This is a genomic window from Alteromonas sp. MmMcT2-5, assembly GCF_022348315.1.
Taxonomy (GTDB): domain Bacteria; phylum Pseudomonadota; class Gammaproteobacteria; order Enterobacterales; family Alteromonadaceae; genus Alteromonas; species Alteromonas macleodii.
The window spans coordinates 1-15409 of record NZ_JAKRFB010000071.1 but is presented as its reverse complement, the minus strand read 5'-3'; the positions used below and the strand labels follow the sequence as shown (position 1 = coordinate 15409).

Annotated in this window: 17 protein-coding genes and 1 pseudogene; 5 read left to right on the top strand and 13 right to left on the bottom strand. The window is 52.9% G+C overall.

From position 1 onward, the window contains the following. Positions 1-612: 612 nt before the first annotated feature. Positions 613-1026, top strand: a complete 414-nt coding sequence (locus MHN09_RS19305) for a cation:proton antiporter (protein ID WP_069945539.1) — start codon at positions 613-615, stop codon at positions 1024-1026. Positions 1027-1037: 11 nt separating this feature from the next. Here MHN09_RS19305 and MHN09_RS19300 read toward each other — a convergent pair whose 3' ends face one another. Together MHN09_RS19300 and MHN09_RS19295 are read right to left on the bottom strand one after the other, a co-directional pair. Beyond that, positions 1038-1838 (bottom strand): hypothetical protein, encoded by an 801-nt coding sequence (locus tag MHN09_RS19300; protein ID WP_139125491.1) that lies wholly within the window; start codon positions 1836-1838, stop codon positions 1038-1040. A 50-nt stretch (positions 1839-1888) separates the two neighbouring features. After that, positions 1889-2096: pseudogene (locus MHN09_RS19295) on the bottom strand (integrase core domain-containing protein); the annotation flags it as partial. Between the two features lie 138 nt (positions 2097-2234). Between MHN09_RS19295 and MHN09_RS19290 the strand changes: the two are divergent. Next, positions 2235-3023 (top strand): PhzF family phenazine biosynthesis protein, encoded by a 789-nt coding sequence (locus tag MHN09_RS19290; protein ID WP_069945537.1) that lies wholly within the window; start codon positions 2235-2237, stop codon positions 3021-3023. 7 nt (positions 3024-3030) lie between these two features. Here the strand turns inward: MHN09_RS19290 and MHN09_RS19285 are convergent, their stop codons facing one another. The 11 genes from MHN09_RS19285 to MHN09_RS19235 form a co-directional block, all read right to left on the bottom strand. Beyond that, positions 3031-3543: a peptide-methionine (S)-S-oxide reductase gene (locus MHN09_RS19285; RefSeq protein WP_069945536.1), complete on the bottom strand. Its 513-nt coding sequence runs from the start codon at positions 3541-3543 to the stop codon at positions 3031-3033. Between the two features lie 58 nt (positions 3544-3601). Then, positions 3602-4948: an NAD(P)/FAD-dependent oxidoreductase gene (locus tag MHN09_RS19280; RefSeq protein ID WP_069945535.1), complete on the bottom strand. Its 1347-nt coding sequence runs from the start codon at positions 4946-4948 to the stop codon at positions 3602-3604. Between the two features lie 306 nt (positions 4949-5254). After that, on the bottom strand, positions 5255-6244 hold the full coding sequence (locus MHN09_RS19275; protein ID WP_069945534.1) for a CorA family divalent cation transporter: 990 nt from the start codon (positions 6242-6244) through the stop codon (positions 5255-5257). Then, the gene (locus MHN09_RS19270; RefSeq protein ID WP_069945533.1) at positions 6234-7349 is read right to left on the bottom strand and encodes an alpha/beta fold hydrolase; all 1116 of its coding nucleotides are present in this window, start codon (positions 7347-7349) and stop codon (positions 6234-6236) included. Before MHN09_RS19270 ends, MHN09_RS19275 begins: the two co-directional genes overlap by 11 nt. 70 nt (positions 7350-7419) lie before the next feature. Continuing rightward, positions 7420-8364, bottom strand: coding sequence for a YeeE/YedE thiosulfate transporter family protein (locus tag MHN09_RS19265; RefSeq protein WP_069945532.1), 945 nt, complete (start codon positions 8362-8364; stop codon positions 7420-7422). Between the two features lie 7 nt (positions 8365-8371). Continuing rightward, the gene (gene egtD, locus MHN09_RS19260) at positions 8372-9358 is read right to left on the bottom strand and encodes an L-histidine N(alpha)-methyltransferase (protein WP_069945531.1); all 987 of its coding nucleotides are present in this window, start codon (positions 9356-9358) and stop codon (positions 8372-8374) included. A gap of 2 nt (positions 9359-9360) precedes the next feature. Beyond that, positions 9361-10584, bottom strand: coding sequence for an ergothioneine biosynthesis protein EgtB (egtB, locus tag MHN09_RS19255; RefSeq protein WP_069945530.1), 1224 nt, complete (start codon positions 10582-10584; stop codon positions 9361-9363). Between the two features lie 129 nt (positions 10585-10713). Next, positions 10714-10992, bottom strand: a complete 279-nt coding sequence (locus MHN09_RS19250; protein ID WP_069945529.1) for a DUF427 domain-containing protein — start codon at positions 10990-10992, stop codon at positions 10714-10716. Between the two features lie 21 nt (positions 10993-11013). Further along, on the bottom strand, positions 11014-11544 hold the full coding sequence (gene msrA, locus MHN09_RS19245; protein WP_069945528.1) for a peptide-methionine (S)-S-oxide reductase MsrA: 531 nt from the start codon (positions 11542-11544) through the stop codon (positions 11014-11016). Beyond that, positions 11537-11986: a peptide-methionine (R)-S-oxide reductase MsrB gene (gene msrB, locus MHN09_RS19240; protein WP_069945527.1), complete on the bottom strand. Its 450-nt coding sequence runs from the start codon at positions 11984-11986 to the stop codon at positions 11537-11539. The genes msrA and msrB overlap by 8 nt, the downstream gene beginning before the upstream one ends. A 116-nt stretch (positions 11987-12102) precedes the next feature. Then, positions 12103-12723, bottom strand: a complete 621-nt coding sequence (locus MHN09_RS19235; protein ID WP_069945526.1) for a cytochrome P460 family protein — start codon at positions 12721-12723, stop codon at positions 12103-12105. A 219-nt stretch (positions 12724-12942) separates the two neighbouring features. On the opposite strand from MHN09_RS19235, the gene MHN09_RS19230 reads away from it, so the two are divergent. The 3 genes from MHN09_RS19230 (at position 12943) to MHN09_RS19220 (ending at position 15347) form a co-directional block, all read left to right on the top strand. Continuing rightward, a complete protein-coding gene (locus MHN09_RS19230) occupies positions 12943-13434 on the top strand; it encodes an acyloxyacyl hydrolase (protein ID WP_069945525.1) in 492 nt (163 codons plus the stop codon). Positions 13435-13647: 213 nt separating this feature from the next. Next, positions 13648-14649, top strand: a complete 1002-nt coding sequence (gene msrP, locus MHN09_RS19225; protein WP_069945524.1) for a protein-methionine-sulfoxide reductase catalytic subunit MsrP — start codon at positions 13648-13650, stop codon at positions 14647-14649. A 398-nt stretch (positions 14650-15047) separates the two neighbouring features. Continuing rightward, positions 15048-15347, top strand: coding sequence for a hypothetical protein (locus MHN09_RS19220; protein WP_069945523.1), 300 nt, complete (start codon positions 15048-15050; stop codon positions 15345-15347). Positions 15348-15409: the final 62 nt, after the last annotated feature.

The following is a 15409-nucleotide window of genomic DNA, read 5'->3' as shown; positions in this document are numbered from 1 at the left end:
TCACGTCTTTCTGGACAGCATAACAGCCATTGATGACGGACTAAGCCTGAACCAGCTCAGAGGCGGTGCAAAAAGTCTGACCGTACCTGAACTTAAAAAGGTTTTCCCTAAACAAAACCCTTTTTTCACGCATAGAAAATAATTCTCAATTGTATTCATTGAATATTCCTCTAATAGCAGCTTTGGATCATCATATGATTGTTGATACTAAATAGTAGGACTCAGGCACATTTAACCATAAATAACGCATGGTCAGACCTGTGGGGGATGTCGTAAGCGGTTGATATATCGAGACTAATGCAATTTTGTGAAGAATATTTTTGGATCGTACGATCCAAAATGAGTGAAGGTTTGAAGTGAAACTAATTGGTTAACAGGTCGAAGTATATATTAGATTGAAGCAATTTACGCGCATGTTTTTCTCTCTGCCTATGTCTAATACTAAAGGGTATTAGACATAAGTAGTGATGTTGCCTTATGGCCGAAAGATTACCTAATACAGTGTTTCCAGCAACAAGGTTCAAGTTAACCGGTGTCAGCACTTTTTAAGTGCATGATAATGTATCTCATTCGCTATACGTGATTTTGACCTTTTGTTTAGGAAAAGCCAATATGCGAGATCACAACAAAGATATTCATGATCACCTGTGGGAGTACTTTGAATACATCGCCAATGCCATCTTGTTTTTCCTCTTAGGGGCCAGTTTATTCGTCTACTTTTCCTGGGCCCAAATTGGCGTCGTGATGCTTTGTGTTATTTTGCTGAGTTTATTACTTTCCCGGCTATTAGCATTAACCTTGTTGTATCCGATACTGCGGCTGGAGGCGCGACCACTATCATCTGATGCGTTTTGGTTACTTAATTTTTCGGGAGCCCGCGGCGCTGTTTCCATTGCGTTGATTTTACTGCTACCTGATGATTTTATGCTTAAACCGGCCTTTTTATCCATGGCCTTTATCATGATATTTACGTCACTGATCGTGTACCCGCTGGTGATCAAACGACTGCTCGTACGCGCTGCCTAGGGGCCTATCCGTCATGGCGTTTGCAATGCCGACAACGTCACCTGGCACGAGGTGATCTGCTGCTGCCACCGCTGCTGCAAATTAACGAAGGGGTTATGTTGTGCACTGAGCCTTATGCCGCGTACAAGTGCGGGTATGATAGCGTGGTGTTTATGGTGTACATAATGATAAACGGCCCGATCAAATTGTGGCTTCAATATATAAAAAAGTGGTGATGCGGATAACCCACATAATACGGTAGCAACATCATGTAGAGGTAATAATAATGCGTCAACACGTCCAGCCGATAGCAGCCTGCGTAGCTCACCCGGGGAGTTGCCTTCAACACAATCCCATTGCTGCTGCTGACAAAAGTGCGGCGCAGCACGATACCCCTTGGTATAAGCGATCATACTATTGGCATAGCCCTCACAGCCGCTCGGCGTCAGGCAAAATAAGCCGGTACGTAATGTGGCAATCGGAACGGGAACCTGACGTAAATTTGGGTATTGCGAACCGATGAGGGCGAGCCGCACTGCTTCAGCATCCAACTGCCCCTCATTGACCCATTTCAGCCCCCGTTTAGCTGGGTAATATACGAATTGAGGCACAATATTAGCCTGTTGGTACACCCGGCGATAATACGTCTCAATCTCCACCTTTGAACTGTGCCAGTTCAGAGCTTCAGCAACGTTAACCTGGTAGGCGCAAGCGGGCAACGTTAACCAACCAAAAATTCCTCCTAAAAGCCCTCCGATGAGATCTCGCATGTTCAACACTCTATTAACAACATTATGCACTAAAGTGTAAGGTGAGCTTATGGGGATGTCCATGTTGACTTTTCCCCTGAACTAACACCAATTTTTCGATGAGGTTTTTCATATTATGCAGCCTGCTTTGCATACTCAACAGGCGATAAATAATTCAATGAACTATGAGGTCGAACATGATAGTAATGTTCTGAATTTACCATTGAGACTTTTCACAAACGCGTTGTCAGTGGGCTTGCCTGGGCGAGAAAATGCTAGCTCTACACCTGACTCTTTGCTCCAGAAGAACATAGCTTTGCTGGTGAACTCCGTGCCATTATTCCTATATTAACCCACCATCAGTGTTTTCACTTGCGAGAGGCGTTGTTAACCGGTGACCGTTGGTGCATTGGTTAAAAACCCGAGCCCAGGTAAAATGACTATACTTAAATATTTGGGCCGGATACCAATGGAGGAGATATGCACAAAGCGTTGCATCGGCGTGTATTTTATTCTGTGAAAGAAAAAGGTAACTGGGCATGTGTACACCCCTGCACCGCCACGGAGCTTCAATCACCCGAGCAACTGTTAACATGGGCCAAGACCCATCAGCGCGTTACGGCGTTTATCGCCGATACCGGCCAACAAGCCGAGGGGCCGATTTACCACATTCGCTGGTTTTCTCCGACCCAGGAGATCCAGTTATGCGGGCATGCGACCCTCGCGGCAGCAGACATCGTGCTAACACACCTACATCCTGCAGCCAACCAAGTCACCTTTCATTATGCCCATGACATGTTGCATGTCACTCAGCTAAAAGCACAGCTCTACATCATGCGCATCAATAACATCAAGCTGTATCCCGCTCCGCGACCATACGAACTAAAACGTCTCTTAAACGTGCCATTGGGGCGCATAATGGAAACCCAGGCTGAAGATGGTTACTACGTGATCCAGCTACCTAACCGGGCCCATGTTGCGGATTTTACACTCCCTGCTAAGCAGTACAGTGCGTTTACCAAACGAGCCCTGATCGTGACCTCGCGCGATATCCTATCCGTGAATGATATCTATTTCCGCTATTTTGCCCCCCAGTACGGCGCCCCTGAAGATCCCGCCACCGGCTCTGCGGCTCCCGTTCTCTCAGCCTTTTGGCACGTCCGGACATCAGAGGTGTATACCTGCCGCCAACTCTCAGCAGAAGGCGGGATCTATCAGTTATATTGGGATAATGATCACACGCACATTGTCACCCTTGTCGGTGAATAACTGCGGCTCAGGTATCCAGTCTTAACCGCGTTTCATCCACCTTATCCTGATACAAGGCCAACAACTGACGCAGTTTGGGGGTGATGATGTTCTGACAAAAGGGGCGCTGGGGATCGGTATAGTAATAATCCTGATAGTGCGCGGCCGAACGTTCAAATGTGTTGAGCCGATACGCCCGCGTGATCAAGGGTTTATCAAACTGGGATTGCAGCTGCACTAAACAGGCCTGTGCCGCAGCCTGTTGAGCATCATTATAGGTGTACACCGCACTGCGGTATTTGTGACGACGACTGTGATCGGCGGTGCTGCTGTGCGTATGCAAATGAATATCAATCAGGTCGCATAACGTGATCTGCTGCGGATCAAAACGCATGATGATCCCTTCTGAGGGCCAATGCTGCTCACCGTAGCTGCTCAGCCATCCCTGCTCCACCTGTACAACCCCTTTTAAGGAGGCAAAAATGGCTTCGGTACACCAGTAGCAACTGCCCCCTAACCCGATGGATACGTCCGCTGCCATTGTCACCTCCTATTCGTGCCGTTGCCCGGGCAGCACAGGCCCGGACGCGAGCACCGGATCACCACCAGTTTTGAATGTCCGCGCCAAAGGTCGGATAAGCAAGCAGATCCGCTTTGAAATGCGTCGCGGTAATGTTGTGGCGCATGGCCATGGCAAACATATTGATCAGCTCCTCACCTTTATGCCCGACAATGTGCACTCCCACAAACGCATCCGCGGCCTCATCAATGATCACTTTGGCCCAAGCCCGTGACTCAACATGCGAGCGGGAGGAAAACCAATCCCCCATTTCAACCTGTTGCACCTTCACCTGTAGGCCTTGCGCGGTGGCTTCCTGCTCTGTTAGCCCGACACTGCTGAGGGTCGGCAGCGTAAAGACCGACGTCGGGATCACGCGATAATCCGTCGCTTGTGACATGGCCTTGAGAATATTTTGTCCGACCAGGCGGCCCTCCTGCGTGGCCACGGGCGACAGCTGCGGCGCCCGTGCAATGGCATCCCCTGCGATCCAGACCGCAGGGTTATCGACCGTGCGCAAGTATGCGTCAGTCTCAATATGCCCACGATCAACCGTGATCCCCGCCGTCTGCAGATCCAGTCCGTCCACATTGGCCACCCGCCCGGTACCATTAACAACATGCGACGCCATGAAGGTATGATGGGTGTCATCAATCATACAATCGACCACCATCCCCGTGTCCGTCTGACGTATTTGCTGCACCTGCACCGCGGTGTGGATGGTCACGCCCAGCTTTTCTGTCTCATCATGCAGTACCCGCACCGCGTCACTGTCCAGGCGTGGCAGCAGCTGTGGCATGGCCTCCAAAATCGTCACCTTAACCCCCGCGCGGGCATACACATGGCTAAATTCCATGGCAATAACCCCCCCGCCGACAAACACAACCGAGTCGGGCAGTTCACGTAGCGTCAGCACATCATCTGACGTTAGCAGGTGCTCAGCCCCCGGGATAGGTAACGGACGGGTTTTAGAGCCTGTGGCAATGACGATGTTTTCTGCTTCCAGGACATCGTCGCCGACCGTGATCTGATTAGGCCCGGTAAAGCGTGCCTGACCGCGGTATACCGTCGCCCGATTGTCCGCCAGTTTATGCATCGCACCGGGGATAAAGCCGATCATCTCGTCCTTGCGTGCGATCAGCTTTTCCCAATGGATCACGGGCGCAGAAACCTCAATACCGTGTGCCTCAGCCCGGCGGATCATGTCCAGGCACCCAGCAGCTTCAACTAAAATCTTTTTCGGGGTACAACCGCGATTAGGGCAGGTGCCACCAAACTCGGCCTGCTCAACAATGGCCATGGATTTTCCCGCCTCCTTAAGCACGGATGAGACGCCAAATCCGGCGTTCCCGCCGCCCAAGATAATCGTATGATACTGTGCTGTCATAATGAATTTCCTATGTACATTCTTTAAGTGATACTGCGCGTCGCGTTTACGCTGTGGTAATGGGGCGACTGCGGATTAAAAAATCGATAACTTTTTCCGCCGACATCTCGCACGGCTTGAGTAACGGGACATGGGTATGATAAACATTGCAACTGATCACGTCCTGACCACCGAGCCGCTCGGCATAAAACGTTTCTGCCCGCCCTTGCACGTGACGATGGCGCGTCACGCCGTATCGGCGTCCGTCGAACCACGCTTCACTGTACCCGTGAGGGTAGGTGTTAAGTGCTGTTAACCATTCCACCGCTAAAACCACTTCTTGCGCCGAAAGTACACGATCTGTGCGCCCACGACCATGACACACAACACCACAAAGATCCAAAACGCAAAATCAACGGCGGCGCCCGGTATCCCCCCCACGTTGATCCCCAACAGGCCGGTTAAAAAGGACAGGGGTAAAAAAATTGTTGCGGCGATTGAAAACAGGTAGGTGGTTTTGTTTAATTCGGCGCCCTGCTGGTATTTAATTTCCTCATACAGGATCTCTGCGCGATCCCGGATATCATTGAGCTCTTCGGTATACCGTAACACCCGATCGTGCTGTTCAATAATATCCGCCCGCTGCCGGTCCGATAACCAGCCGATAGACGCCTGTGACAGATCACTGAGCAGCTTGGCCTGCGGGAAAATATAGCGCCGGTATAACGCAATTTTACGCCGCACATCACTGATATTATGCGGGGGACGCTGCAGTGCATCATCAGCATTGACATGCAGCTCCAGCTCAGCCACACACCGCTCCAGCTCGTCAATGTAGTGCTCAATTTCCTCATAGACTTCGCGCATCAACGCGACCACCAAACCGCCCGCGGTCAATGGGCCGCGGCGCTGGGTAATGTGCTCACGCAGTTGCTCAACCGCCTGGTTGTCATCGCGTCGGCAGGTCAGCACCACATCACCATCAGTCCAGATGCGCAGCGATACCATTTGCTCCGGGTGAGTAGGACAATACGTATTAATGGCCCGCACGTTGATCAATACGCCGTCGGGTTTGATCAATACCCGTGGACGGGTATCTTCTGCCAACATGGCATCAATAGTGGTACTGCTCATCCGCTGGGACGCTTCCAACCAGGTGCGGGTCGCGATATTAATGGCACACAAATGGTACCACACACAGTCGCCGGGTGCGGGCAGCGGCTGCCCCGGCGCCCAGGTCATGCTTGTGGTCAGGTTGGCACCGTATAATAACGCATCCGGGGCCAGCATATCGGGCGCGAGCGGTTTAAGGGGCATGATCCAACTCCTGTTTGCACATGGGGCATATGCCCCCCGCTTCGTGACACACCTCATCAATGATGGTGTCAGATTCTATTGGCGTGATCCCGTGCGCCTGGCGTACCTCAACATGCGTCAGTGGCCACTGTTTGCGTGTGGCATACAGCCGCAACGTCATCGCGGTACACCCGCCCAGCGCGGCTAACAGGTGCTCATAGGGATCAGGCCCCCGATCGCCGCCGCCCAACGCAACAGGCTCATCCATTATCCACTGGTGGGCCGCACTGGACACCCGCTGGGTCAACACATGATCAAACTCGGCCACCTCAACCTGCCCCTTTTCTAACGCCGAAGGCGTATCCTCTATCACCGCACTGCTCCAAAAACGACGGCTCCAGGCCGCGATCGTGTCGGCCACATATTCAGCATCTGCCGGTTTGGTCAACAGATGATCGGCTTTATCTAAACTGACAAAACTTTTTGGGTGCTTGGCGGCATGGTAGATCTTTTCAGCCTCATCTATCGCCACAATTCGATCGGTGGGTGCATGCATCAATAACAGTGCCTTTTTCATACCCGCCAATTGGCGCCCGTCAAAGTGAGCGACATCCTCTAAAAACTGTTGCTTGATCGTGAAGGGCCGCCCCCCCAAATCCACCGTCGCTTCCCCCGCACGTGCTATCGTCTGAACTGCCTGTTCAAAATTATGAACCACGTGGCCGGCACTGAACGGCGCGCCAATGCTCACCACCGCTTTCACCTCTGGCTCCTGGGCGGCCATGGCCAGCACCGCCGTCCCACCCAAGCTATGCCCAATAAGCAGCTGAGGGGCCTGGTAATGCTCACGCAAAAAGCTTACCGCCGCTTTCAGATCATCCAAATTTGAGGAAAAATTGGTATTGCCGAACTCCCCCTCACTGTCGCCTAATCCGGTAAAGTCAAACCGCAACACGCCCACACCATGGGCGCTTAATGCGTCGGTGATCCGCCTCGCGGCCACACTGTTTTTACCGCACGTAAAACAATGGGCAAACAGTGCGTACCCACACGGGCGCTGCACAGGCAAGGTAAGTGAGCCTGAGAGCATATGCTCCTGGCTGGGAAAGGTTACATTTATACTCATTGTCTCTCCACATCAATGGTCATGCATACTCAGCTTGATGTCATCACAACGCAACAACATAAGCCCTCGTTTATGTGCGCTGTGCACGTAGGCGTTCAACGCCCCATATCCCTAATGCCATCATGACGATGGCCCCCGGCGCATGTGGCGACAATGCGGGAAGCCCGATAAAGAGGAGCGTGTCAGAGCCTCCCGGGATCCCATACGCACCCATGCCCATCAACAGGCCCGCAAATAAATGCCGCCCCCACACCCGCAAGGGGGGCCCTCGCAGGGAAAAACGGCGCATATGCCAACTGGCTACCAGCATACCGGTAAACAGGACTGCCAGGCCCAGCCCATACATTGACGAGGTGCTGAGCAAGTGCGCCGGTTGTGTGACACTGAGGGTGAAGAAACTGCCAATGGTGCCCCAGTCAGGTAAAAAAACCGTCACCAGTGCCGCCGAAGGACCAATGAGCCAGATCATGCCACGGGCATGACGAAACCCCGCGAGCAGCCCAAACCGTTTATTGGCCGGGACGCGTCGCCACATCCAATACGCATACCCGCACACGCCACCTAAGCCAACACCGCTTATCAGCAGTGCCTTATGAGATCCACCCGCCTGCGGGACAGGCAATGCGGCCCCCATCGCCGCCATGAGTAAACCGCCCAGCCCCCATCCGGTGATAGTCGCCAGCATCTCGGTGCGGCCTTCCGCAAGCTTGGTAAACGTTGAGATATTACACCCGCGATTTAAACCTGCACCAACCCCTAATAACGCCCCACCGAGTAAGCTGGTCCCACTCAGTGCATAGGTTGGCCAGCTGCTTGCGCCGGTCAATATCACCAGCAGCAGATGCCCCATCAGGATCACCATCACCGTTAACCACAACGCCAAGGCCTTTCCATATACCCCACGCCGATACGCCTGGAGTACGACGTCGACCATACAAAAGCCCGCGCGCTTCAGTGCATACCCCAGCACCCCAGTGGCCAGCACGAGCATGATTAGCAACAACGGGCTGCTCATATGACGCTTACCGAACAGTGGAGGACGGGCGGTATTCCATCAAGTGTAGTCCAAACCACCGCGCGGCGTCGTGCCAATGCTTGATCGGGTACCAATCCGCCGCCCGTGCCATCTGAATGAACCCCTCGGGGGTATACTTGTACGAGTTCTCTGTATGGATACTCTCGCCTTGTGTAAACGCAAACGGTTGCCCGGCAACCTGCACGGTCTGTGCGCGTGTACTGATCAGGTGCATCTCAATGCGTGATTGCTCTTCATTGAAAAAGGCATGATGACGAAACTGCCCGAGATCGAATGTCCCCTCCAATTCCCGATTGATCCGGCTTAACAGGTTAAGATTAAAGGCGGCTGTCACGCCCTGATCATCATTATACGCGCGCTCCAGTAACGGGGTGGACTTGATCTGATCAACGCCGATCAGCAGCAATCCCTTTTCGCCGACCCAACTACCGAACATTGATAACAAGCGGCCGGCCTCTATGGGCGAAAAGTTACCAATGGTGGAGCCAGGGAAATACACCACCTGGCGACCGCGCGTCGGCGCAAGGGCGGGCGGCGGAAGCGCATGTAAGCGCGTAAAGTCCCCCACCACCGTATTGACCGGCAGCCCCGGGAAACATTGCTCAAGGCGCTTGCCCGCAGCCTGTAGGATCTCCGCCGAGATATCCGTTAATGTCAGTTGTTGCGGCGCTGACAGGTGCGCCATCAACACCTGCACTTTGTCACTGGCCCCCGCGCCCGGCTCAATCACATGCACATGTGGACCTAATAGCCGGGCAATGTCACCCTTGACACGCTCAAGCAGTGCGGTTTCCGTGCGCGTGACATAGTACTCCTTCAGTGTGCAGATGTCGGTAAACAGCTGAGAGCCGTACGCGTCATAAAAATACTTGCTCGGCAGGCATTTCTGAGGGTGGGACAATCCTTGTAAGGTATCGTGTAAAAATTCCGAGTCATAACACTCGGTGGGTTGCGATAAGGTAAAATCTTTCATTGTTATTTTGCTAGTCGTATTCCAGTAAATTGCCACGCGTGGTGGGGGTAAAAAAAGTTACGATAGGTATCACGGTAAGAGGCACCGGGGGTCACGCATGAGCCCCCCCGCAGCACATACTGACTGCACATGAATTTACCATTGTATTCGCCAGCCGGCCCACTAAATGGTTGATACCCCGGATAAGCGCCATAGTGGCTGGCGGTCCATTGCCAACATTGTCCGGTCATGTGGGTCAGCCCCGGGCCTGGCTCGGCCGTAGGACACAAACAATCGAGGGATAAAAACGGTCCGCGCGTGGGTTGTGCACGTGCCGCCACCTCCCATTCAAATTCGGTGGGTAACCGCACGCCGGCCCAGCGAGCATAGGCCTCTGCTTCATAATAGCTCACGTGCGTCACCGGCTGATGCGGTAACACCGGCTGCAGCCCGCTAAGTGTAAAGTGCTGATACTGCCCGTCGGTATAGCGCCAATACAAGGGCAATTGTACGTCGTGCGCCTGAAGATGTGCCCACCCATCAGAGAGCCATAATAACGGGTTTTGATACCCCCCATCCTCAATAAAGGCCTGATAGTCAGCATTGGTCACTAGCCGCGATGACAATGAAAACGGCTGCAGATACACCGTATGCGCCGGCGACTCGTTATCAAACGCAAAGCCGTCCGTATCATGTCCGATGGTATACAGTCCTTCATCAAACCGCAGCCAATGGTGCGCACTATACATGGCATCACCACGGGACGATGCCATGTAAACCGGCGCCTGCGGGTTTTGTGCCAGTGCGTGTTTAATGTCGGTTAACAAGAGCTCCTGATGCTGGTGCTCATGGTGGCATCCCAGCGTGAGCAATGATGCCACCTCCGGGGTGAGACCCTGCTCATATAACTGCAAAATGTGTGCGTCGACATACGCTCGGTATGCCATGATCTGGGCTAAACTGGGCCGCGAAATAAGCCCGCGTGCGGCGCGTGGATATTGCTCACCAATGCCGTTGTAATACGAATTGAATAAGTACGTAAAATCATCGTCAAACGGCACATACTGCGGCAGGTGTTGCCGCAAAATCAGCGTCTCAAAAAACCAGGTGGTGTGTGCCAGGTGCCATTTGGCAGGACTGGCGTCGGGCATCGACTGAAGCTGGGCGTCTGCTTCCGATAACGGCTCGACAAGCTGCGCGCTGAGTGCACGGACGGCCTGAAAGGCAGAATTCTCATTATGTTGCATAAATTATTATAGGATTGGTGTGGTTATGTGTTAAGTGCCGTGCCAACATACCAGGCGTTCACATACCATGCTGACTCGGCACGCATACGACGCGCCACCGGGCGCGTCCAACAAGTGTAACAACGTCGGTCAGGCCACCTCTACACCATTCCAGAATGCGACATGATCTTTGATCGCCGCTGCCGCCGTTGACGGTGCGGGGTAAAACCATGCGGCATTTTCGTTAACGGCATCCCCCACCTCAACGTGGTAATAATGCGCCTCACCCTTCCATGGGCAGGTGGTACGAAACGAACTGGGTTTAAAATACGACGCGTTAATCGCATCAGGGGGAAAGTAATGGTTGCCCTCGACAACCTCAGTGTTATCCGACTCTGCGATAACAACCCCGTTCCATGTAGCTTTCATATGCTCTCCTGTAACACTTTGTTATTTCAGTTTATCTTGGTACGCTGCCCGCAGCTTTGACAGCTTCGGCTCAATGACCATTGAACAATACCGGTTTTGCGGGTTATTTGCATAATAATTTTGATGGTAACCTTCCGCGGGGTAAAACACATCAAGGGGCTCCACGCGCGTGGCGATCGGCGTGCCAAAGCGCGGTTGTAGATCGGCGATCACCTGCTCTGCCGTCGCTTGTTGCTCAGGATCATGATAGAAGATCACCGAGCGATACTGGGTCCCCACATCCGCCCCTTGCCGGTTGACCTGAGTCGGATCATGGCTGGTCAAAAAGACCACCAATAGATCATAATAACTGATCACGTCAGGCTCAAAGGTCACCTGCACCACCTCCACATGATCTGTCCCGCCAGAGCACACCTTCTTATAGTCAGCATCCGATGATGAGCCACCGCTGTAACCCGACTCAACCTTATGTACACCCTTTAGCCGCTGAACGACTGCTTCAACACACCAAAAGCACCCGCCACCAAATGTTGCCTGTATCATGTTACTCATCATCCACCGCCTTTAATGATAGTGAATTAATACAATAGCGTAGCCCCGTTGGCTCCGGACCGTCCGGAAATACATGCCCTAAGTGGCTGTCGCAAATACTGCAGGTCACCTCAACACGATGCATACCGTGCGACGTGTCCTGAATGTAATTGATCACATTATCTTTCAGTGGCTGAGTAAAGCTCGGCCAGCCCGAGCCAGAATCAAACTTCTCATTGGCATTAAACAGTGGCTCATCACAGCAAATGCACGCGTAACGGCCCTGTTTAAAGATGCCGCAATGCTCGCCAGAAAAGGCCCTCTCGGTACCCTTTCGTCGCGTGATCTGAAATTGATCACTGGTCAACTGCTCGGCCCACTGCTCATCCGTTTTTTCTACCCGGCGATCGGGGGCCGGGTTACCCTTGCTCGCATACCCGATGACGGTATTCCAATTCAACATACTGTTACTCCTATCAAGGACAGAGAAAAGACCAGCGTCGAAGCGCTGGTCTTTCACTGTCAATTACGCACGCATGCGCATACCCACTGAAGGGGACCCCCTTCAGCATTATCACACTATTTAATTTCGTCTGTACGGCTTAGCACCATGTCTTTGCCGCCAATATGACAGCCAAAGCAGCCTGGAACGCCATTGCCTGACGCCTGCAGTTTCGTGCCATCGGTTGCACTGGTCACTTCATACCAGAACCACCCTTTACCATTATCCGAGTTGTCCTGTGTTTTGACCATCACCGCCCAGCCAGCCAGCGCCTCTGATTCATCGTACATCTCTTTGACGATACCACTGCCCGTCGGGTATGTCGCTGCATCGGCTTTTATCGCTGCGGCAATCGTGTCGTTATAAAACACCCGTACCGGTAATCCAAACTGGGTATGTGGGCCCGTTGTCCGGTGCGTTTCCATTTCCTGATTGGCAAAGCTGCGATACGCCTGACTCGTCAGGTAGATAAACAGCGCCTCGTTGCTAAGGGGGATTTCCGCCGGTGACATACTAGGGGTTGGTGCGCTAGGGAGCCACGTGGGATCAACATCGTCGCCAACCGCTTCGGCCTCCAGTATTTCCGCTTCACTCACGGCCGCCGTGTCTGCCTGCTCTTTTTCCTGGCAGCCAGATAGCGCCATACTCAATACGGTCAGTAATAGTAAAAGGATCCAGGTGCGTTGTTTGTTCATCATTATTATCCCGCGTTATTGTAAATAAAATGTTAATGCCCTAGCATTAATAGCATAACTCGCCATTAAGCTGTACTTTTTCTTGTTTGGGGCAATTTTCGAGGCACTTCCATACGTTTGCTTATGTGTATAAATAACGTCATGACAGATCAGCATACTAAGCCAGCACCAAGGTCATGCCGCTGCCGATGTGTTTACCCACAAAAGGCTATCCACTAGCCAATGCGTTCCCCGCTGTACCTCGTCGCCGTGGTATCACTGCTTTTTAGTCTTGGCGGTGGCCCGGCTCAGGCCGTTGGCTCACCTTATCTCACCACCGGCGTTGCAAACTGGGCCGTGTTTGATAATGCCGATCGTGAGGCGCTGCACGTCACGTATACCCTTGCCCCGTTGCCCGGGGGATATAACGTGCGGCCAACCCTGATGGCATTCTTTGCCGATCAGGGGCAACAGTACTATGCCTTCGGTGTTGCCTATGATTCCTCCCTGGGCCCGCACTGGCGTATCGGTGGCGCCATGCATATCGGCTTTATGGAGCGCCCGAAGCAACTGGGCCATAAAGTCGAATACTATACCCGGCTTAACGTGGACAGACGTCTCTCACCACAATGGTACATGCGGCTTGAAATCGGCCATATCTCTAATGCGGGCCTGGGCGATCAAAACCCCGGCTCTGAGGCCATCGCTCTCTCCCTCATCTATCACTTTGATTAGCCTAACACCCTTGTCAAGCCCGTTGATCCCGACGGTAAATGTGTGCCCCATTATGCTGTGGTATAGCGCCGCAAAATAGCCCGCGCGACGGCACTGCCTGTCACATGGACTGCAGACAGGCAAAGGGGATACCCGGTGTACTTATACGCAACATACCGCCCCATCGGCTATGCTTTACATCCGCTATGTGTTTTGTACATCTGGAGTGTGTTTATGTTGATCCGTTGTTTACCTCGTCACCCTATACGCGAGCATCAGATCACTGATGAGTCCGTGTATCTATCACGCCGTGACGTGCTCAAAGGGATCGGGCTTGTTGGCACCGGCGCATTACTGACACCACTGGCCCACGCCCGCCCATGGTTCGCCCAGGGCCCGGCCCCCGCCACCAAGCCAACACCGCTGACATTTACGCAGCCTGATGCTTATCGGTCAGACGAGCCGCTGACGCCCCGTGCTAAAGTGATCTCACACAACAACTTTTACGAGTTTGGCGCCGAGAAAGACGCGCCTCAGCACAACGCCCGACACTTTGCCTCGTCCCCCTGGACACTGACGGTGGATGGTCTGGTCGCCTCTCCCTATACGTTGGATCATGACGATCTGCTGAGCCTCTTTCCATTGGAAGAGCGTATTTATCGATTACGCTGCGTGGAAGCGTGGTCCATGGTGATCCCGTGGATTGGGTTTGGGCTACGCCACCTCATCAAACGGGCACACCCACTGGGCAGTGCACGTTATGTTGCCTTCCAAACCCTACATGATCCCGAGCAAATGCCCGGCCAGCGACGCAGCGCATTTCACGCCGGCATCGACTTTCCATATGTGGAAGGGCTACGGCTTGACGAAGCAATGCACCCGTTAACCCTGATGTCCGTCGGCCTGTACGGTAAAACTTTACCACCCCAAAATGGCGCGCCGATCCGACTCGTCGTCCCCTGGAAGTATGGGTTTAAAAGCATTAAATCGATTGTGCGGATCACACTCACCGAGCACCAACCTCCAACCACCTGGCAGCAATATGCACCAAAGGAATATGGGTTTTATGCGAATGTGAATCCGGAGGTCGATCACCCCCGCTGGAGTCAGGCAAGTGAGCGACGGCTGACCAGCGGTGGGCTGTTTACACGTAACCGTATCCCGACATTACCCTTTAACGGGTATGACGACGTCGCCTCATTGTATAGCCGTCTTGATCTGCGCCGTTTTTTCTGACGCGCAGCAGGCCCGTAGCGACCAATATGATGGCGCACAATCGGGGACACGTACATACCCCCGCGAAAAACGCCAGCATCTCCTGTTATTAGCCAAATAATGTGCTAAACTTAACGGGCTAAAATGCTGTGTTCCAGCTTTTACATTACAGGGTTTGAGCGGAGTGTGTACGCCTCCACTCGTTTTACCGTCTCACTCCACCTGCCGGTGGTTAATAGCCCTTTTGCCTTGTCAAAACACGTCTTTATGCATATCTGCATTCATCCGGTTACTCAAACACCCAGTAAATAGACACTTGTCTGGTGGGGGATTGCATTTAACGATAGACGGCGGTATATCTAATACTTAATGCCTTGATCAACCGTGGATGCCACGTTATCCACCATCAGGAGTGCACGATGACAACCTCTTATTTTCAGGCCCCGGAGCTGCGGGTTAACCAATGGATTGATCATGACGGCGCACCGCGTGCGCCAGTCACCCTTGCCGAGTTAGGTGACGGTTACCGACTGTTGTATTGTTTTCAGCACTGGTGCCCTGGCTGCCATTCCTTCGGCTTCCCTGCCCTGCAATATATGCATGAGCACCTGGCGGATCTGGGGGTGGGCTTTGCGGTCATCCAAACCGTGTTTGAAGGGGAATCCACAAATACCGATGAACGTGGGGTTCTAGGGATTTTCCCCTCTAAAAAGACATAATCCTCTGTAGACCACACCAATAAATGGCTGCGGAGGTGGGTTACTACTTATAAGTGTGGCAA